The 19,390-nt window shown below is 64.3% G+C and carries 17 protein-coding genes; 5 read left to right on the forward strand and 12 right to left on the reverse strand.

Going from position 1 to position 19,390, the window contains the following annotated elements:
- The first annotated feature begins 125 nt into the window (after positions 1 to 125).
- Genes I6F12_RS27620 through I6F12_RS27630 form a run of 3 tightly spaced genes read left to right on the forward strand, consistent with a single transcriptional unit; the run spans position 126 to position 4,368 of the window.
- Positions 126 to 767, forward strand: a complete 642-nt coding sequence (locus I6F12_RS27620) for a TetR/AcrR family transcriptional regulator (protein WP_225153060.1) — start codon at positions 126 to 128, stop codon at positions 765 to 767.
- Positions 764 to 3,451 (forward strand): molybdopterin-dependent oxidoreductase, encoded by a 2,688-nt coding sequence (locus I6F12_RS27625; RefSeq protein ID WP_225157662.1) that lies wholly within the window; start codon positions 764 to 766, stop codon positions 3,449 to 3,451. The genes I6F12_RS27620 and I6F12_RS27625 overlap by 4 nt, the downstream gene beginning before the upstream one ends.
- Positions 3,448 to 4,368, forward strand: coding sequence for an FAD binding domain-containing protein (locus tag I6F12_RS27630; RefSeq protein ID WP_225157663.1), 921 nt, complete (start codon positions 3,448 to 3,450; stop codon positions 4,366 to 4,368). The genes I6F12_RS27625 and I6F12_RS27630 overlap by 4 nt, the downstream gene beginning before the upstream one ends.
- A 101-nt stretch (positions 4,369 to 4,469) precedes the next feature.
- On the opposite strand, the gene I6F12_RS27635 is transcribed toward I6F12_RS27630, so the two are convergent.
- Genes I6F12_RS27635 through I6F12_RS27645 form a run of 3 tightly spaced genes read right to left on the reverse strand, consistent with a single transcriptional unit; the run spans position 4,470 to position 8,038 of the window.
- Positions 4,470 to 6,008, reverse strand: coding sequence for an AMP-binding protein (locus I6F12_RS27635; RefSeq protein WP_225157664.1), 1,539 nt, complete (start codon positions 6,006 to 6,008; stop codon positions 4,470 to 4,472).
- Between the two features lie 57 nt (positions 6,009 to 6,065).
- Positions 6,066 to 7,196: a DUF5938 domain-containing protein gene (locus tag I6F12_RS27640; RefSeq protein ID WP_225129518.1), complete on the reverse strand. Its 1,131-nt coding sequence runs from the start codon at positions 7,194 to 7,196 to the stop codon at positions 6,066 to 6,068.
- 38 nt (positions 7,197 to 7,234) lie between these two features.
- Positions 7,235 to 8,038, reverse strand: coding sequence for an SDR family oxidoreductase (locus tag I6F12_RS27645; RefSeq protein ID WP_225157665.1), 804 nt, complete (start codon positions 8,036 to 8,038; stop codon positions 7,235 to 7,237).
- Between the two features lie 316 nt (positions 8,039 to 8,354).
- Between I6F12_RS27645 and I6F12_RS27650 the strand changes: the two genes are divergently transcribed.
- A complete protein-coding gene (locus tag I6F12_RS27650; protein ID WP_050991851.1) occupies positions 8,355 to 8,990 on the forward strand; it encodes a TetR/AcrR family transcriptional regulator in 636 nt (211 codons plus the stop codon).
- A 96-nt stretch (positions 8,991 to 9,086) separates the two neighbouring features.
- On the forward strand, positions 9,087 to 9,713 hold the full coding sequence (locus I6F12_RS27655) for a GNAT family N-acetyltransferase (protein WP_036009173.1): 627 nt from the start codon (positions 9,087 to 9,089) through the stop codon (positions 9,711 to 9,713).
- Positions 9,714 to 9,749: 36 nt separating this feature from the next.
- Here I6F12_RS27655 and I6F12_RS27660 read toward each other — a convergent pair whose 3' ends face one another.
- From I6F12_RS27660 to lptC, 9 genes are all read right to left on the reverse strand, one after another.
- Positions 9,750 to 10,589 (reverse strand): outer membrane beta-barrel protein, encoded by an 840-nt coding sequence (locus I6F12_RS27660; protein WP_036009176.1) that lies wholly within the window; start codon positions 10,587 to 10,589, stop codon positions 9,750 to 9,752.
- Positions 10,590 to 10,820: 231 nt separating this feature from the next.
- Complete coding sequence (locus tag I6F12_RS27665; protein ID WP_225157666.1) at positions 10,821 to 11,840, reverse strand: glycoside hydrolase family 5 protein; 1,020 nt, start codon at positions 11,838 to 11,840, stop codon at positions 10,821 to 10,823.
- A 13-nt stretch (positions 11,841 to 11,853) separates the two neighbouring features.
- Positions 11,854 to 13,137, reverse strand: coding sequence for an O-antigen ligase family protein (locus I6F12_RS27670; RefSeq protein ID WP_225151960.1), 1,284 nt, complete (start codon positions 13,135 to 13,137; stop codon positions 11,854 to 11,856).
- Between the two features lie 346 nt (positions 13,138 to 13,483).
- Complete coding sequence (ptsN, locus tag I6F12_RS27675; RefSeq protein WP_008141251.1) at positions 13,484 to 13,945, reverse strand: PTS IIA-like nitrogen regulatory protein PtsN; 462 nt, start codon at positions 13,943 to 13,945, stop codon at positions 13,484 to 13,486.
- Positions 13,946 to 14,164: 219 nt separating this feature from the next.
- Positions 14,165 to 14,770 (reverse strand): ribosome-associated translation inhibitor RaiA, encoded by a 606-nt coding sequence (gene raiA, locus I6F12_RS27680; RefSeq protein WP_036009184.1) that lies wholly within the window; start codon positions 14,768 to 14,770, stop codon positions 14,165 to 14,167.
- A gap of 81 nt (positions 14,771 to 14,851) precedes the next feature.
- Positions 14,852 to 16,489 (reverse strand): RNA polymerase factor sigma-54, encoded by a 1,638-nt coding sequence (gene rpoN / locus I6F12_RS27685; RefSeq protein ID WP_225128030.1) that lies wholly within the window; start codon positions 16,487 to 16,489, stop codon positions 14,852 to 14,854.
- Between the two features lie 90 nt (positions 16,490 to 16,579).
- Positions 16,580 to 17,593: an LPS export ABC transporter ATP-binding protein gene (gene lptB / locus I6F12_RS27690; RefSeq protein ID WP_036024403.1), complete on the reverse strand. Its 1,014-nt coding sequence runs from the start codon at positions 17,591 to 17,593 to the stop codon at positions 16,580 to 16,582.
- 224 nt (positions 17,594 to 17,817) lie between these two features.
- Positions 17,818 to 18,534, reverse strand: coding sequence for an LptA/OstA family protein (locus I6F12_RS27695; protein WP_036003381.1), 717 nt, complete (start codon positions 18,532 to 18,534; stop codon positions 17,818 to 17,820).
- Between the two features lie 5 nt (positions 18,535 to 18,539).
- The gene (gene lptC / locus I6F12_RS27700; protein WP_225157667.1) at positions 18,540 to 19,271 is read right to left on the reverse strand and encodes an LPS export ABC transporter periplasmic protein LptC; all 732 of its coding nucleotides are present in this window, start codon (positions 19,269 to 19,271) and stop codon (positions 18,540 to 18,542) included.
- Between the last annotated feature and the right edge of the window lie 119 nt (positions 19,272 to 19,390).

Here is a 19,390-nt window from a genome sequence, read left to right on the forward strand (position 1 = left end):
ATCGCCAGCCAACGGGAATTCGGCGATGTTCCCGCCCGCGCGCGGCGGCCTTGGCTCTTGCGCGCACGAGACCCGTCATCAATCCGTGATTTGACATTTCGTTCGCGTTTGTCAAATCTGACAAAATGCAGGCCAAGGCCCCTCCCCAGGACCGGATCCTCGACGCTGCCTTGCGCGTGTTCCGGCGCCACGGCTTCCGCCGCTCCTCGATCGAGCTGGCGGCGGAGGAAGCCGGACTGACGCGGCAGGCGCTCTATCATCACTTCGCCTCCAAGGAGGCGCTGTTTCGCGCCGTGCTCGAGCGGATCTACGCGCAGGGGCTCGCTGCCGAAATCGCGGCCGCGAAGGCGGCGGAAGAAGCTGGCCTCGATCTTGCCGACATCCTGGTCGCCGAGATCGGCGCGCGAATGCAGTCGCTGCTCGCTTCGCTGAAGGACTCGCCCCATACCGAGGAGCTGTTTTCCGAGCACCTCGCGCAGGCGCGCGACCTCTACCAGAGCTATTCCAGCCGTTTCGCTGAGGAGATCGCAACCACGATCGCGCGGGTATGCCGCAAGCGAAAGCTCAAGCTCGAAAGCGGCGTCAGCGTGCGCGAGCTCGCGCGTTGCGTCGAGATGGCGATCCACGGCGCCAAATCCGCTTTCCCTTCCATGCAGCCGGTCGACGCGTTCCTGAAACAGCTCGAGACCATGCTGCGCATGCTGATCGCCGGCGCGATGGCGCCGTCCGCAAAGAAGTCCCACCGAAAAACGGGAGTTCGAAAATGACCAGCACGACCATCAATGGACGGCCTCTCCCGCTGCCCGACGATCCGGATGCGCTCTTGATCGACGTGATCCGCGATGGCGGCCTCACCGGCACCAAGCTCGTCTGCGGCTCCGGCGTCTGCGGCGCCTGCACCGTGCTGCTCGACGGCACGCCCGTCGTGAGCTGCCTGTTGCCGGCGCAGGCGGTCGCCGACAAATCGCTGACGACCATCGAGGGTGTCGGAGCGACCGGATTGCATCCTGTACAGAAAGCGTTCATGGCGCACGACGCCCTGCAATGCGGCTTCTGCACGCCCGGCTTCGTCGTCGAAGCCGCCGCCTTCCATGACGGCTGGCGCGCGACCAAGGGCGCGGCGACACCCTCGCGCGAGGAGATCGCCGCCGCGCTATCGGGACATCTCTGCCGCTGCGGCGCCTATGAAGGCATCTATCGCGCCGTCGCCGAAGCATGCTCGGGCCGCTTCGACGGTAACGAGCCCATCGCGCCGCGGCTGGAAGCCCGCGACAAGGTGACGGGACTGGCCCGCTACACCGTCGACGTCCACCATGACGGACAGCTCGAAGGCGTCATCCTGCGCGCGCACGTCGCGCATGCGAGGATCACCGGGCTTGATCTGGCGCCGGCCCGCGCCATTGCCGGTGTTGCCGCGGTCGTTCCGCTGCTCGACGACGACAACATGGTCCGCTTCGTCGGCGCGCCGATTGCAGCCGTCGCGGCCAAGGATCGCCGCACCGCACTGCAGGCCATCGCCGCGATCAGCTTCAAGCCCGAGCCTTTGCCCGCTGTGATCGGGCTCGATGCAGCGCGACGCGACGATGCACCGGTCGTGTTCGAAAAGAAGGACCGCAAGCGTGCCGGCAACGTGTCCGAGGGCGCAGGCGGCGCTCCGGTGTCGTGGAAGGGCAATGTGCGCGGGCCCTCGGCGCCGTTCTCGCAGAAAGCCAAGCGCGCCAAGAGCTGGCTTGACGAGGCGCGCCAGCAACGCAATCCGCTGCTGGTCGAGGAGACCTTTCGCGTCTCGACGCAACAGCACGCAAGCCTCGAACCACATGCCGCCGTGGCCAGGTTCGATGGCGATCAGCTCATTGTGCACATCTCGACCCAGGCCATCCACGAGAGCATGGAGAAGCTCGCCAAGCGTTATGGCCTTCCGCACGACAAGGTGCGTGTGATCGCCGATCATGTCGGCGGCGGATTCGGCTCCAAAGGCAGCGTTGGGCTGGAGACCATCGCCGCGATCGAGCTTGCGCGCGCCGCGAAAGCGCCGGTGCGCGTCGCCTTCGATCGTGAAGAGGAGCTTTCCGTCACCGGCTATCGTCCGGCCGCCGAGCTGAAGCTGTCCTTGCTGCCTTCTGCGGAAGGCCGCCTCAAGGCGCTGTCGCTCACTGCCCATGCAGACACCGGCGCCGCCGTGAACTCGCTGATCGCGGGCCTGGCGCGGCTGATCTATCCGGCCGAAGCAAAGGAGCTCGTCGACTTCGACGTGCTCAGCAATTTGCCGCCCGGCGCGCCGTTCCGCGGCCCCGGCGGTCCGCCGATGTCGTTTGCGCTGGAGCAGGCGGTCGACGAAGCGGCGCTGCGCATGAAGGTCGATCCGATTCAGCTGCGCAAGCTCTGGGACCCCGATCCCAACCGCCAGCGACTGTACGACTGGGCTGCCGGCCTCGACGTCTGGAAGAGCCGCAAGCCAGCCGCATCGCAGACCGGCCGCTACCGGCGCGGCGTCGGCGTCGCCACCGGTTACTGGCTCTATCTCTGGCAGACCGGCTCCTCGGTCGAACTCGCGATCAAGGGCGGCCGCATCGTCGCAAGCTGCGCGGTCCAGGATATCGGCACGGGCACACGCAGCGTGATCGCCAACACCGTCGCGAAGGCGTTCGATCTCGAGCCGCATGATGTGGACGTTCGCATCGGCCGCTCCAGCCTGCCGCGCGGACCGGGCTCCGGCGGCAGCCGCGTCACCGCCTCGGTGGTGCCGCCGACCTTACTCGCCATCGACAAGCTGAAAGCGGAAATCAGGCGCACCGCCTCTCGCACACCTGCTCCGGGCTCGAACGCGCCGTGGCGCGAGATGATCGCGGCCTCCCCTGATATCGCCGTGTCGGCCAAGCGCCAGGAGGACGGCAAGCCGCCGCCCGGCGTCAGGCCCGCGCTGCACGAGGCGGGCATCATGGGCCGGGTGTTCGGTTGGGTGCTGCGTCTGATGAGCCACATGGTGGTCGGCGCCGGCGTGCCGAGCTCGGTGCAGGTGATGGAAGTCGAGGTCGACACCTGGCTCGGCCATGTGCGCGTGCTCAACGCCTATACGGGCCTCGCGGTCGGCAAGCTCGCCGCGCCGGCGCTGGCGCGAAGCCAGGCCGCGGGCGCGGTGATTCAGGGCATCGGCTACGCACTCTATGAGTCGCGGGAGACCGATCCCTCGAGCGGCCACATCCTGAGCGGCAGCATGGAGGATTACCGCATCCCGGGGATTGCCGACATGCCGAAACTGGACGTGCATTTCGACGAGGCCGGTTTCGAGCATGTGCCGGGCGGCAGCGTCGGCATCGGTGAAGTCGCCACCGTGCCGACCTCGCCCGCGATCGCCAACGCCATCCGCGATGCGATCGGCGTGAGACTGACTGAAATTCCGTTCCGGCCCGATCGTCTTGTGGCCGCGCTGAAAGGGAGGGATGCAGCATGAGTGTCGCCGTCATCACCGCCAATCCCACGCCTGAATTCCGCGCCGGAGGCACCGACTTCAGCGAACGCCGCCGCAGCGGGGTGTCGCAGGGAATGCTGATCGATATCTCGACCAGCGGCGACAAGACGATCAGCTGGGGAGCCGATGGAGCGGCCCGGATCGGCGCGCTCGCCACCATCGCCACGATCGCGACCGACGCTCGCATCCTCGCCGCTTATCCCGGCATTGCGGCGAGCGCGCAGGGACTCGCCACGCCACAGGTGCGCAACGTTGCCACGCTCGGCGGCAATCTCGCGCAGCGTTCACGCTGCTGGTATTTCCGCCGGGCCGACATCGATTGCCTGAAGAAAGGCGGCAGCACCTGCCCTGCCCGTTCCGGCAATCATCTCTATGGCGTTGCCTTCGATCTCGGACCGTGCATCGCGCCGCATCCCTCGACCATGGCGGCGGCTCTGCTCGCCTATGATGCGACCATCACCACGGACCGGCGCAGCGGATTGACGATTAGCGGTCTCCTCGGCGACGGCTCGGTCGCGCACGCCGATCATACACTCGCAGCAGGCGAGATGATCAAGAACATTGCGCTTCCTGCTCCGCTCGAGGGCGAGCGCGCTTCCTACAAGCGGGCGATCAGCCGGACCTATGCGGAATGGCCGCTGGTGGAACTCTGCGCCCGCGTCGTGATCGCCGGCGGCAAGTTCCAGCTGGTGCGTCTCGCTGCCGGCGGCGTCGCGCCCGTGCCGCTTCGCCTCACCGCCGTGGAAGTCCAGCTCAGCGGCAAGCTTGCCAATGCGGCATCGATCGCAGAAGCGGCGAAAGCGGCGAGCACGGGTGCCAAACCATTGCCGATGACGGCCTACAAGCTCGATCTCCTGCAAGGGCTGGTGCGCGACGTGCTGGAGCGGCTTTCGGGCTGAAGCGCGATGAGATTGGGATGAATCATCATCGCGCTTTAGGTTGTTGTTCACGCATGATCTCTCCGGAAAAGCGCTTCGCACTTTTCCGGATCATGCTTTAGCTAGCCGCCTGAGCGATCTGCCAGCCGCGCGCGGATATCCGGCTTCAGCACCTTGCCGACCTTGGAGCGCGGCAGATCGTCCCAGACTTCGATCTGCTTCGGTGTCTTGACGCTGCCGATCCGCTGCTTGACGAAGGCCGCCAGCGCCGTCGCATCGACGCTCTGGCCGGCACGGGGCTGCACCACGGCAACGATACGCTCACCCCATTTCTCGTCCGGAAGGCCGATCACGGCGCAATCCTGTACCGCCTCATGCGCCCGCAGCGCGTTCTCGACCTCGATCGAATAGACGTTGAACCCGCCGGTGATGATCATGTCCTTGGCGCGATCGACGATGTAGAGGTAGCCATCGTCGTCGATGTAGCCGATGTCGCCGGTGTGGTGCCAGCCATGCGCGGAGGCCTCCGCCGTGGCTTCGGGATTTTTGTAGTAGCCTTCCATCACCAGCGAGCCGCGAACCACGATCTCGCCGCGTGAGCCGGTCGCCAGCAAATTGCCGTCGCCATCCATGATGCCGGCCTGCACCAACGGGCTGATCCGCCCCGCCGAGGCGAGGCGCTCCATCGCGATCGTGCCATCGGCATTGTAATGCTCATCCGGTGCCATCATCGAGATCATCATCGGCGCTTCAGTCTGACCGAACAACTGCGCCATGGGCCCGATGCGCCGGAGCGCCTCCGCAAGCCGTGCGGCCGAGATCGGTGCCGCGCCGTACCAGAAGCATTGCAGAGACCCGAGCTTCGCCGAGTCGAGCTTGGGATGATCGAGCAGCATGTAGATCAATGTCGGCGGCAGGAAGGTGTGCGTGACATGGTAGCGCTCGATCAATTCGAGGAATTCCGCGATGTCAGGGCGATGCATGATCACGATGCGACCGCCGAGCGCCATAATCGGGAAACACAGCACACCGGCCGCATGGGTCAACGGCGCGAGCGCGAGATAGATCGGACGCCCCCTGAAGGGATAGCCCATCAGCGTCAGCGCCGTCATGGCTTCGATGTTGCGGCCCGACAGCATGACCCCCTTCGGTTTTCCGGTGGTGCCGCCGGTGCCCGGAAGCATCGCGAGATCGTCGACCGTCTCGCGTTGATATTGGTCGGTGGCAAGGCCAGCGAGCCAGCCGTCGAACGAGGGCGCGAAGGGCAACTCGGCATCGAGGCAGACGAGGACGCGCAGCTTCGGCAGCTCTGCACGCACCGCCTCGACCATCGGCGCGAAGCTCGAGTGAAACAGCAGCAGGCTGCAGTCGAATTGGTCGAGGACGAGCCGGTTCTCGGCAGCCTCGTTGCGTGGATTGATCGGGCACCAAACCGAGCCCGCGCGGGAAATGCCGAACACACATGCAAACGCGACCGGATCGTTGCCGGACAGGATTGCGACCTTCTCGCCGGCAGCAATACCCGATCGCGCGAGCCCGCGCGCGACGCGGTAGCTCAGCTGCTGCACCTCGCGATAGCTGAGATCGCGACCGTCCATGGTCAGGCACGGCGCATCGGCGCCGAGCGAGGCACCTTTGTCGAGGTAATCGATGAAGCGCATGATCAATCCCGGAAGCAGCTGGCGGGTGGCGCGCGGCCGCGCCACCCGTGATCTTGCTCAGTCGTGCACGGTGAGGATCGGTCTGCTGACCAGCCCGAAGCTGCGCAGCTGGCCGAGCAGCTCGTGGTGACCGAATGCCTGGCAGCCGGAGGCGAAACCCACGCGCTTGGGCGGCTGCTGCAGCAGATGCGCCGCGGCATAGGCCTGCAACAAGCCGGTCTGCTTGTAATTGCTGTTGCCGTTGATGACGCAGTGCGCGCGTCCGAGCGGGCCGGAGGCATGCACCGAATCCAGCGACTTGTTGACGCGCGGGTTCTCGCGCGGCGGCATGGTGTTCATCACGCCGGCGGCGGTCTGCGCCAACGCGGCGTAGCGGTCATCGGGGTTCATGTTCTTGGTCGCGTCCAGCGCGGCGGCGACGATCTGCGGCACGCCCAGCATCAGCGCGCGGTTGAACACGCCGCCCAGCACCTTCACGTTGGCCACACGCGGATCGCGCTTGAACCACACCGGATGCGAGGTGCCGCCCCAGGGCAGCGCCAGTGCGAGCTCATGCTGGCCGGGGATGGCGAGGTTGTAGAGGCCGGCATCCACCTGATGCTCGACATACTTGTTCTGCTCCAGATAGTAGGCCTTTGCCATCGCGGCGTTGACCAGGATGGTCTGCGTCGAGGCGATGGTCGGGCTACCGCCCCAGAACACGGCGATATCTAGCGTATCGAGGCCGGGCGTCTCCAGGCACAGCTGCGCGGCGATCTCGCCGGTGGTGTACATCTGCGCGATGCCCGGCGCGAGCAGCAGGCCGGCATTGGCGAACTTCGTGCCCCATTCCTGCTCGAGCGTGATCAGCCAGTCCTGCTCGCCTGTCGTGTCGGTGTAGTGGCATCGGGACGCCCAGCAAGCCTGCACCACCTCGGCACCGAACCTGGCGAAGGGGCCCACGGTGTTGAGCACCACCGAGGCACCGTTGAACAACTCCGTCAGTGCGCTCACGGTATGCGGCACTTCCACCACCTCGTAGTCGGCGGTCTCGATACCGGCCACGTTCGCCTTCATTGCGGCGTTGAGCTTCTCCGCGCTGCGCCCCGCGGCGATGAAGGGGATGTTGTACTCGCGTAAGTATTCGCAGACCAGGCGGCCGGTGTAGCCGGACGCGCCATAGACGATGACGGGCTTCTTCGCGCTCATTGTCGTTCCTCCGAAATGTTCGTTGTCGGGTTTGCAGCTCACATTCCCATGCCGCCATCGACCGGCAGTCCGATGCCGGTGATGAAGCGGGCTTCGTTCGAGCACAGGAACACCGCAGCATTGGCGATGTCGCCGACCTCCGCGAGCTTGCCGAGAGGCGTCTGCTCCACCACCGAGCCGACCGCGGCGTTGACGTCGGGCGCGAGACCGATCTTGACGATGTCGTTGGCCAGCTGCAGGCCCATGTCGGTCGGGATCAAGCCAGGATAGATGCAGTTGACGCGGACGCCATAACCGAGCTTGCCGGCCTCCATCGCAGCGACCCGTGTCATGCGATCGACCGCGGATTTCGTGCCGGAATAGACCGCGATGCTCGGGAAGGCGATCGTCGCCGCGACAGACGCGATGTTGACGACCGCGCCGCCTTTGCCCGCCGGTCCACCCGGCCGCATCGCGCGGAAGGCGTGCTTCATGCCGAGCACGGTGCCGACGATGTTGACGTCGCACATCCGCCGCGCATCCTCGGCCCTGATCTCGCTGACCAGCGACGTGATCTCGATGCCGGCATTGTTGATGAGGATGTCGTAGCCGCCGAGGGTGGCGACCGTCGCAGCAGTCGCTTTCTCCCACTGCGCATCGTCGGCGACATCGAGATGCACGAAGCCGGTCTTCACTCCGAGCCTGGCGATCTTGCCGGCGCTATCCTTGCCGGCGTCATCGAGAATGTCGCCGATCATGACCGCCGCACCGGAGCGCGCCAGTGCTTCTGCAATAGCCGCTCCTATCCCGCGGGCTCCGCCGGTGACCAGGGCTTTGCGGCCATCAAGACTCTTCTCACTCATCGCACGTCCTCCCTTTGCTTGGACTGATCTTTTGGACTGATCTGTTCGCTGATGATCGGTGCGCGCTGCGATTGGCAGCACGGTGCCGGCGCGGTTGCGCAACGGCATGCGAGTCCGTTCCGGCGGCGCGGCGCCGGCGGGTGCATTTCCTCCATTTGCTGATGTCTTGACGACTGTCCAAATTTCTTGGCGCGCACACTCCTCCCGGAACTTGACAGTTGTCAAGGGAAAATTTGACAATTGTCAAAGAGGATGGTCTGTAGACGATGACCGACGACGTGATCGTGGTGACCAAGAGACGGGAGACAGCGCGAGGATGGCGCGGCAAGCGACAGGAGCGGCGAAGCGAGAGGCCGTGGCGGAGATCGTGCGAGACGACAAGTTCAACGCGCGACGCATCGAGCTTGCCGAGGCCGCGCTCGAAACGCTTGGAGAGCTCGGCTTCGCCCGGACCAGCCTGCGGGAGATCGCGCAGAACTCGGCGTTCACGCACGGCGTGTTCCACTATTATTTCAGCGACAAGCTCGACCTGATCTGCTGCTGCGTTCGCCACTACAAGGCCAAGTGCGTGACGCGCTATGACGAGGTCGTCGCGACAGCGACGAGCCGCGACGAATTGACGGAGGGCTTCCTCGCCAAGCTCGCAGCAACGCTGCAGAACGAAGCCCGCATGCACCGGCTTTGGTACGATTTGCGCTCGCAGGCGATGTTCGAGGCGGCGTTTCGCAAGGATGTCCTCGAGATCGACAAGAGCCTGGAAGCGATGATCTGGCGCATTGCCTCGCGCTATGCCGAGCTCGGCGGCAAGCGGCCGGCGTCGTCGCCAGGCGCGCTCTACGCGCTGTTCGACGGTCTGTTCCAGAGTGCGCTGCTCAAGCACCTCGCGGGTGACAAGAGGGCGGTCCCCGAACTGCTCGACGAAGTCCGGCGCCTGCTGCCGACGGTCTGCTGACGCGCACGAGCGGCGCCCACGAAGGCGTCGCCGCTCGAGGCCTGCACGTTGCGCCATCCAAATTGATCGTCCGACTCGAAACTGCTTAGATGCGGCATGCCGCCGAAAGTCGAACGTCTGCCCAAGCAGCAATTGTGGTTTCCGGCCGGGCGCTATTTCCTGCGCACCATCAAGCGCGATGACGCCTCGCAGCGCTGGGCGGACTGGTTGTCCGATCCCTGGACCGTGCATGTCCTCAACACGTCACCGCGCGCGATGACCAAGGCGGAGATCGCCGACTACATCAAATCCTTCGATCAGCGCGAACGGCTCCTGCTCGGGATATTCGAGCGCGGCAGCCGCATCCATGTCGGCTTCATCCGCCTCGACATCAACGCGGCGGCGAGCGAGGCGCTCGTCAGCGCCGTGATCGGAGAAAAGGAGCACCGCAATGCCGGAGCGACGGTGAACACCTTCATTCCGCTGCTCAGGTTCGTGTTCGACGATCTCAAGCTGAGCCGCATCCGCGCGTTCGTGCTGGAGCGCAATCAGACGACCATTCAATATCTGTCCAAGCTCGGATGGACGCTCGAGCCCGAACCCGAAAAACCGGTGCGATCGCATACGGATGGATCGCTTCTGGTATTGCGTCGGATGATCTGGGACCGGCCCGGTTTCCAGGCCTGGTTGAAGAGCCCGATCGGGCAGCGGATCGTGAATCGCATGGAAGCGGCGCGAGGTTGAGCCCCGGCCGCTCCCTTTGTCTGCTTAAGCGATCAATCAGTACTTCGCGACGACGGGTGACCCGCCGAACCGATAGTTGATACCTACCTTCACGATATCGATGTCCTGACGAATATCGATCAACGCGGTGGTGGCGGCGGCTGGATTGGCGAATCCCACGCGCTTGCTGTCGAAGCCGTAGTGAGTGTACTCGACCAAGGCCGACCAGTTCGGGGCGAAGGCCCACTCGACACCGGCACCTGCCACCCAGCCGACACGATCGGTGCTGGCGCTTGAATTGCAGGGCTCAAAAACGAGGAATCCCACACCGGGACAAAAGAAGCCGCCAATCGACGAGAAATTGTTCAGATTGTATCGGTCATGCGCAAACCCGACGCCGCCCTTGCCATAAACGAGCAAGCGATCCCATGTGTAGCCGACCCGACCCGTGACGCTGGCGACCCAGTCGGTGCGGCTCGATAGAGTGGCGGGCGCGCCGGTCTTTCCGGCGAAGAAGGGATCGTTGGCGGTGCCGTGAAGATCGGTGGCCGTGAAATCGCCGGCAATCCCGAGCACCCAATTGCTGGCAAATTGGTAGTCGCAACCTACCTGAACGCCTCCTACAATTCCGACGTCTCCGTTCACCCCAATGCGATCACCAGGCACACTGCCTATAGTCATTGCAGGCGAGATGACCGCCCCCGTTCCGATGCCGGGATCCGTGAAGCCCGTTCGGCTCGCACCGCCGCCGACATGACCCCCGACATAGCAGCCGGTCCAACTGAAAGGCACGGCCGCCGCAACCGGCGCTTTCGTGTAGGGACGAGCTCCCAGATCGGCACCTTGAGCAGAGCCTGCGACAATCAGAGCCGACGTCGCCAGCAGCAGTCGTTTCATTCGTCACCCCCGAAGCAATCAGCGATAGAAATCTCCGGTAAGGTACATCGGCCGGCCTCCGCGCGCTGTATTCGAGGAGCAACACTCCGATACATTTGGTACTTCGATACTGTTTGATCACAACGCGCCGCAACACGGCGCCTTAAGCCTGATGACGGCGCTCCAGGCTGAACTATCCGATCGTCGGATGGCTTCGCACCGGCGCGGCCGAGTTCAGGTCACGCCCCTGCCTCACCGCCCCGCCGGAATCAGCGCCCGCATGATCTCCGGCTTCCAGCTTTGACGCGCGCTGTCGAAGGCTGCGAAATCGTGATCGAATTGCCAATAGGCCCAGGCCCAGCCGAGCCGCTCCGCGCTTCGCGCCACGAACGACAGATATCTCGTCCGTGCTTCGGCTGGCGCGGCCTCGTATACGCCGAACTCACCGAGATAGATCGGACGGTTCTCCCGTTCGGACCAGGACCGGATCTTGTCGAAATCGGCGCGCGCCTTCCGTTCGTCCTCCGGCGTGCCCCAATCAAGCGGGCCTATTTGCGAGAACGTCGGCGACCACGGTGCGCCCTGATGGGTGAAACGGATCGGCGCGTAATAGTGGAACGTGACGATGATATTTCGGTCATCCGGCGGCAGGACCAAGTCCTCGACGGGCATCTCGTCGACGTTGAGAACCGCGGCGATCACCGGCCGCCGGGGGTTGGTGGCGCGGATGATGCCGAGACATTCGTTCAGAAGGGCGTTCCAGGCGGCGGACGTCATCTGCCCGCCCGGCTCATTGAGCACCTCGAAGACGAGCCTCGGATATTTTCCGGCATAGCGCGCGGCGATTTGCGTCCAGAACGCTTTCAGCTTCCCGGCGCACTCCGAGATGTCGTGCTGACAGATATGGGTATCGTGCTCGTCCAGGATGGGGATGAGATTTCGGGCGAGCACCTCCTCGATCACCGCATCGAGCCGCCTCATGACGATCTCATCCAGCGCATTCTCCGGGTCCATGAACTTGAAGCCGAAGAAATTGATCCGGACGTGCGAGAACCCGGCGCGCCTGATCGTGGTGAGGTTGTCCAGACGAAATGGCGCGTTCCGGCCTCCCTCCCAAATGCCGTCATAGCCGAGGATGTTGATGCCGCGCCCCAGTTTTGGGGGCGCGGACGCGGCCTGTCCGGCTGCTTCTGCCGGGGAGCAGATTGCAAGCACAGATAGCGTCATTGCGAGACCGAAAGTTACAGCCCAGCGGACGCAGATGGCATTCATCCCGCCTGCCCCATCATTGCTGCAGGCCCTGCTGCGGCACCGGCCGGCACACTGCGAAGAAGAATGCGACGAGCAGCACCGAGGTGAACATGGTCGAGCGAAGGAACATCGTCTCCGTGAAATTCGATTGAAAGCTGAGGACGACGAATCCGATGATGAGAGCGCAGTGGCGACGATCGATCGACCGCGTGTCGATCAGGTACAGGACCTTTTCCGAGAACAGATAGACGCTCGCCACGAACAGCACGTATCCCAGGAATCCGGTTTCCATTGCCACCGCGATATAGCCGCTATGATAATTGTCCAGCACCCAGCCGTGGTTCTGGTTGAAATAGTCGTAAATCGCAGGGCGCGTCCAGAACCCGTTGATGCCGAAGCCCAGCAGCGGCGCATCGTCGAAATGGCCGATGGCGTACTGCCAGATGAAGGTTCGCTCGGTCAGATTGATGGTCGATTCGCCGAGATGGATGGAATCGTAGCCCGTGACATAGAAATACAGGATCAGGAGCGCAGCCAGGATGCACATGACGACCGGCAGCACCGCGTAAATCCTCATGCAGCGGATCGACCATAGCGAGGTCATGAGCAGTGCACCGGCGGCAATTGCAACGGCACCGGCACCACGGGATTCCGAGGCGATGACGCATGTCGATGCCAGGAGAAACGTCAGCAGAAAAACTGTCCAGCCCTGGCCCGTCATCTTCTGATAGCAGGCAAAGAACATCAGATAGGCGCTGATGAAGCCGAGAGTCTGCTTCGATTCGTAGATTCCCTGCCACTGGCCGTTGTGCATCCAGCTCTGATCGACGCCGATCTCGGGCACGAAAACCGCACACAGGGCCGAGGCGGCGACCAAGATGAAGAGTCCCAGCGCCGTCGCTCCGACGATCTCGTCGATGTCGATCCGCGTGATCAGGCAGTACGCACCGAAGGTCGTCATCACGAGGGCCGCGCTCTTCATGATCGCCGCGGTGGCGAGGCCGGTCCAGAGCACGGAAACAGCGGCGAGAGCATAGAATGCGACCAGCGCGATGAAATCGGGATTGGGCTGCACGCGCAGGCAGGGACGCACGAAGGCACTGGCATAGATCAGGATGACCCACATCAACAGCGCAACGGCCTGTTGCACGAAGCTCCATTCTGCGGGAAGCAGCGCGGGGTTGAAGACACCCATCGACGCGATCACGTTGACGGTGATCGAGCCACGCATCACGATTCTGGCGAGCTTTTCCACGCCGACGCCGGGCGCTTGCCAGATCGCGCTGTCGTCCTCCTCGGAATCGTGCAGGCTGGTCATGAGCTGACCGCCTGACGCACGGCGAATCTTGCCTCACCGCGCACCACGGGCGCCTTCGCACGCGCGCCTGCCGTGGGCATCGGCCGGTCGAGGCCTGATTCCCAGGGCCGTTCTCCCGCCGCGGCCGCGAGGCGCAACGGCGTCATTCCATTCCCAGTCACGTCCGCTCAGTCCACGGCTTCGAACGGCTCTCAGCGGATTTTGGCGCCGCCCACTGTGCCGTGCGTCTCAGGCGGGAAGATTGTCGTACCTTCTACCTTTGAGATCAAGGTGGCATGACGGGACGCCGCCCTCACAATCAGGTGCGAGACACGATTGGGCCCTTGCCGGGCGGAAAAAAGAAAGGTTACGCCGCCGTTGCCGGCGGCAGCGCCAGCACGGAATAAATCGCCTGCGCATCGCGCGAGGCGCGGAGCTTCTTGGCGATGTCCTGGTCGCGCAGCAGACGGGCGATGCGGGCGAGCGCCTTGAGGTGATCGGCGCCGGCGCCTTCGGGGGCCAGCAGCAGGAAGACGAGATCGACCGGCTGGCCGTCCATCGCCTCGAAGTCGATCGGACGATCGAGCCGCGCGAACAGGCCGAAGATCTTCTCCAGCTTGGGCAGCTTGCCGTGCGGAATGGCGACGCCATAGCCGACCGCGGTGGTGCCGAGCTTCTCCCGCTGCAGCAGCACCTCGAACACCGAGCGCTCGTTCTGCCCGGTCAGCTCGGCGGCCTTGGCCGCCAGCTCCTGCAGCGCCTGCTTCTTGCTGTTGACTTTCAATGCCGGGAGAATCGCCTCGGGTGCGACCAGATCGGTAATCGGCATGGAAGCTTTCCGAGGTGAATTAAACCGTCAGGTTCCGATTTGGCCAGCTTGATAGACCAAGCTCGGCCGGCGTCAATAACATGAAGCAGGAGGCGGACTTAGCCCCGATCCAGATGTGGGGGGCTTCTACTCCAACGCAATCCCGGTGCCAACTCCCGCGTGCGGCTTTGCCCCCGTCATTGTTAAGGGCCGGGATGGTACGGGCGCCGGCTGGCGGGCCTAGCCACCGCCCTGGCCGTCCACCTTGGCTCCCGGCGGGTCGATCCAACCCACATTGCCGTCCGCCCTGCGGTAAATGATGTTCACGCGACCGGACGAGCCATGCTGGAATACCAGGCAGGGTGCCCCGCTGAGATCGAGTTCCATGACGGCTTCGCTGACCGAGAGCCGCTTCAGCGACGTGGTTTGCTCCGCGATGATGACGGGGCTGTAGCCGGCGACTTCCTCTTCGCCCTCTCCGGGCGCTTCCAGCACATAGCTGGTGGCGTCGAGCGCAGCCATCGCCTCGGAGGCGGCATGGGCCTTGCGCGCGGAGCGGTCCTTGAGCCGGTTCTTGTAGCGCCGCAGCCGCTTCTCGATCATCACCAGCGCCTGGTCGGCACTGGCATAGGCATCCGGTGCGTTCGAATCGGCTTCCAGCGTGATTCCCGAATCGAGATGCAGGGCGCAATCGGTGCGAAAGCCGAAGCCGTCCTTGCTCAGCGTGATGTGGCCGGAATAATTGCCGTCGAAATATTTGCGCAGCACCTCGTCGGTGCGGTCGGCAACGCGGCCGCGCAGGGCCTCGCCGACGCTGATGCTCTTTCCCGAGATTCTGAGAGTCATGTGATGCCTCGCTTGGTTGGTGCCCAGCTTGGATCGGTCTCGATGGGGCATCGAGAGTAGCGCGATTTGGCGCCAGCGCAATCAGGCCGGTTCGGGATTGCGGGAGCGATCCGACAAGGCGGTAGAGAGGACGTTACCAAGAGCGCTCTGCTTGTCGCGGCGGCGTTGCACCGAGGAAGGTATGCGCATGGCTTCGCGGTACTTCGCGACCGTGCGGCGGGCAATATCAATGCCCGAGGCGCGCAAGCGTTCCACGATGGTGTCGTCCGACAGGATCGCGGAGGGCTCCTCCGAATCGATCAGCTGCTTGATGTGGTGACGCACCGCTTCCGCCGAATGCGCTTCGCCCCCGTCGGCCGAGGCGATCGAGGCCGTGAAGAAATATTTCAGCTCGAACGTGCCGCGGTTGGTCGCCATGTATTTGTTGGCGGTGACACGCGACACCGTGGATTCGTGCATCTGGATAGCGTCGGCGACGGCCTTCAGATTGAGCGGGCGCAGATGGGCGACACCGTGAGTGAAGAACCCGTCCTGCTGGCGCACGATCTCGGTCGCCACTTTCAGGATGGTGCGGGCGCGCTGGTCGAGCGCGCGCACGAGCCAGGTCGCGTTCTGCAACGCATCCGTGAAATAGGACTTGTCGCCGTCCTTGCCGATCTTCTTCGACAGCTCGGAATAATAGGTCTGGTTGACGAGCACGCGCGGCAAGGTGTCGCTGTTGAGCTCGACATGCCAGCCGCCGTCGGGACCCGGGCGGACATAGACGTCGGGCACCATGGTCTGCAGGCGCGCCGAGCCGAACTTCATGCCGGGCTTGGGATTGAGGCGGCGGATCTCGCCGATCATGTCGGCGATGTCCTCGTCGTCGACGCCGCAGATCTTGCGAAGAGCCGCGATGTCGCGCTTGGCGAGCAGATCGAGATGCTCGACCAGCGCCTGCATCGCGGGGTCGTAGCGGTCGAGCTCGCGCAGTTGGATCGCCAGGCATTCGCTTAAGGAACGCGCGCAGACCCCGGGCGGATCGAATTTTTGCAGCACGGCGAGGACGCTTTCGACCTCGGCCTGCGACGCGCCGAGACGCTCGGCGGCTTGGCCGAGATCGGGCGGCAGATAGCCGGCCTCGTCGACGAGGTCGATCAGGTACTGGCCGATCATGCGTTGCGCGGGCGCGGTGAAGGCAACCGAGAGCTGCTCGGCGAGATGGCCCGACAACGTCGTCTCGGCCGCGACAAAAGCTTCGAGATTGTAGTCTTCGTCACCGGAGGCGCCGCCGCCCCATTCGGTATAGGTGGTTGGCGCGGCATCCTGCGCGTTGCGCGCGGCCGCCTCGGCCGGCTCCTCGGAGAAGACGTTGTCGAGGCCGGTGTCCAGGGTTTGCTCGATCTCGGCGCGGGTGCCGAGATCCTTGCTCATCCATTCTTCCTGGCCCGGCTCGAAGCCTTCCGCGCTGCCGCCGAAGCCGTCCTCGCCCTGGCCATCGCCATGACCGTCACCTTGGCCGCCCCCGGAATCGCCGTAACTGCCGGCCTCGGCCGAAGCTTCGCCCGCGGGGGCCTCGTCACTGGCCCGTTCCAGCAGCGGGTTTCGCTCGAGCTCCTCTTCCACGAAGGTCGTGAGATCGAGATTGGACAATTGCAGCAGCTTGATCGCCTGCATCAGCTGCGGCGTCATGACCAGCGACTGCGATTGCCGGAACTCTAATCTCTGCGTAAGCGCCATGAAGCAAGAACCGATCCCAAAAGTTGGTCCGATTTTTGCTTATCCTAGTCTCAGCCCGATGTACACGGCTTGACGAATTGGAAAAAAGGGCTAGAGGCGGAATTCCTCGCCAAGGTAAAGGCGGCGCACGTCCGGATCGGCAACGATCTCATCCGGGGTTCCCTCGGTCAAGATTTCCCCGGCATAGACGATATAGGCACGGTCGGTGAGGCCGAGCGTCTCGCGGACATTGTGGTCGGTAATCAGCACGCCGATGCCGCGATTGGTGAGATGGCGGACGAGGTCCTGGATGTCGCCGACCGCGATCGGGTCGATGCCGGCGAAGGGCTCGTCGAGCAGCATGTAGTTCGGCCGCGTCGCCAGCGCGCGCGCGATTTCGACGCGGCGACGCTCGCCGCCGGACAGCGCGATCGACGGTGATTTCCGCAAGCGCGTGATGTTGAACTCGTCGAGCAGCGAGTCGAGCTGCTGCTCGCGCTTCTTGCGCGAGGGCTCGACCACTTCGAGCACGGCGCGGATGTTCTGCTCGACGGTGAGGCCGCGGAAGATCGAGGCTTCCTGCGGCAGATAGCCGATGCCGAGCCGCGCGCGCTGATACATCGGCAGCTTGGTGACGTCGTGGCCGTCGAGCTCGATCGCGCCGCGATCGGCCTTGATCAGGCCGGTGATCATGTAGAACACGGTGGTCTTGCCGGCGCCGTTCGGGCCGAGCAGGCCGACGGCCTCGCCGCGGCGCACATAGATGCTGACGCCGCGCACCACCTGGCGGCTGCCAAAGGCCTTTTCCACGCTATGCACAGCCAGGAATCCGGGCCGCTTCAACAGCTGCGGCGCGCCGGCACCGTTGGACCTGGCGGCCGTTCGGACGGGATGAACCGCCTGCGGACGCGGCTCGGCCTGATAGTCGGCCTCGTAGTCGCCCGTGTAGTCACCTTGGAACTGGTCGGGCCCGCGGGGCTGGTCGCGGGCAATCGGCGTGTCCCTGACGGGACTGGGCACGAGGCCGCCGACGCTGTCCCCGAGCGCAGTGATGTCCTGACGCGCAAATCCTGGCCGGCCGCGCTTGGCGGGGCGCCGACGGAACATGCTGAAGAGATCGACCATCCCCGCCTTCTAGCCTTTGGCGTCGTCTTGCGCGAAATCCGCGCGATCTGTCGCGCCAGCCTGAGCGATTGGCCGACGCAGCATGGGTGAAGGAATGTCTCATGCCCAGTGAAACACGCCCGAAAAGCGGCGGACCCCGCTTCGAAAGCCCTGCGCGCTAGATACAGGCTCGCCGGGCAGGCTTCAACCCTCGGTTCGGCCGCATCCGAACCAAGCCGTTGAATTCATTTTGGTTTACTTGCACCGGGTAACTGCAAAGGCGGCGCGCCGCCGGGCTTGCCCGAACCGCAATCGTTGCTGGAGCCCTGCGGCAGCAGGACCTGAACCCGGCCGCTGTCGGATTCCACACGTGACACGCCGGTCGTCATATCGACAGTCAGCCGATCGCCCCGCATGACGTTCTTGCACTGGGTCATGACGACTTGGCCCGAGCCCCCGCCGAACATGGTGATCAGGTTGGTCTTGGTGTCGAACACGGCGCTCTCCCCCGTCACCACCTGGTCCTTCTGGGTGACCACGACATTGCCGCGCGCCTCGAGCCGCTTGATCGAGGAGCTGCCGCCCGGACCCGGCTGCGCCGACTGCATCGGCGCGCTCTTGGTCGCTTTCGCCGCAGGCTGCGGCGCGGCCGGCTTGTCGCCGCCGCCCGAATCGTAAAACACCACCAGCGTCTTCGAGGTCATGGTGGTGTCGCCCTGCACGACCTTCACATTGCCGGAGAAGGTCGCCTCCTTCTTCTTGTCGCGCATCTCGAGCGAGGCCGCTTCAATCTGAATTGGCTGATCGCGGTTTTGCGTAAAGCCCTGCAGCGCGTTGTTGGGCGCAGTCGCCGAACTCTGCGTGCGGCCTTCACCGGATGCGATCAAGACACCAAAGGCAAGCGCGGCTGCGCTGACGATCGCGCTGCGCCTGTTGTCGTTGCGCGAGAAGAACTTCATCATGAAAATCACTTCGAATTGGCAGACTTGTTCTGAGGCGTGCGCGTCTTCGTCGGCGCAGGCTCGGTTGGTCCAGGCTGAGCAGCGGCGGGTTCATCCAGCTTGTCCAGATGCATCACCACATTGCCCTCGAAGCGGATGACGTCACCGCCTTCGGTAATCCGCAGGCGATCCGCACTCAGCGTGCCATTGGTCAGCTTGACGTCGACGCGCTCGTCCGAGGAGACCGTGCCCTTGCCCATGTCGACGAAGGCCGAGTTCAGCCGGGCCTCGTAGCCGGTCGAGGTGCGCAGCAAGATATCCTTGCGCAGATCGAGCTGCTGCTGCTTGTTGTCGAAGCGGCCGGTGCGGGCATCGAGGAACAGGGTCGACTTATCCTCCATCAGCACTTTCGCACGCAGGTCATTGAGATCGACATGATCGGGATCGGTGATGTCCTGCGTCGCGGTCTTGGCCCAGAGCTCGTAGGGCCGCTGGTCCGGCGTGTAACCGGCGAGGTGCGGCGATTCCATCGTGATCTTGGTGCCCGACACCACCAGATTTCCGGAGTCGAGCGGCAGCTTCGGCATCAGCATGCGGAACGGATTGAAGATCGAAACGCCGACGATGACAGCCATGGACAGCAGCACCGCACCGGGGACTGCGATGCGCAGAATCCGCACCAGGCGGCTGTGGCGCGCCGCGCTGGCGAACTTCGCCGCAAGGGCGGCGTCGTAGGCGGGGTTCTGAGCCGAGTTCACCGGGGTTCCTACTTACCTGTCTCCTGACGGATTGCTCGCCGTGTCCGGTCGAGGGGGCACGCCATTCTATCCGGCGCCGCCCAAATATGCAGCCGGCGACAGGCCGTTACGAAAGTGTC

Source organism: Bradyrhizobium sp. IC4059 (assembly GCF_020193615.1).
In the GTDB taxonomy this organism is placed as follows: Bacteria; Pseudomonadota; Alphaproteobacteria; order Rhizobiales; family Xanthobacteraceae; genus Bradyrhizobium; species Bradyrhizobium yuanmingense.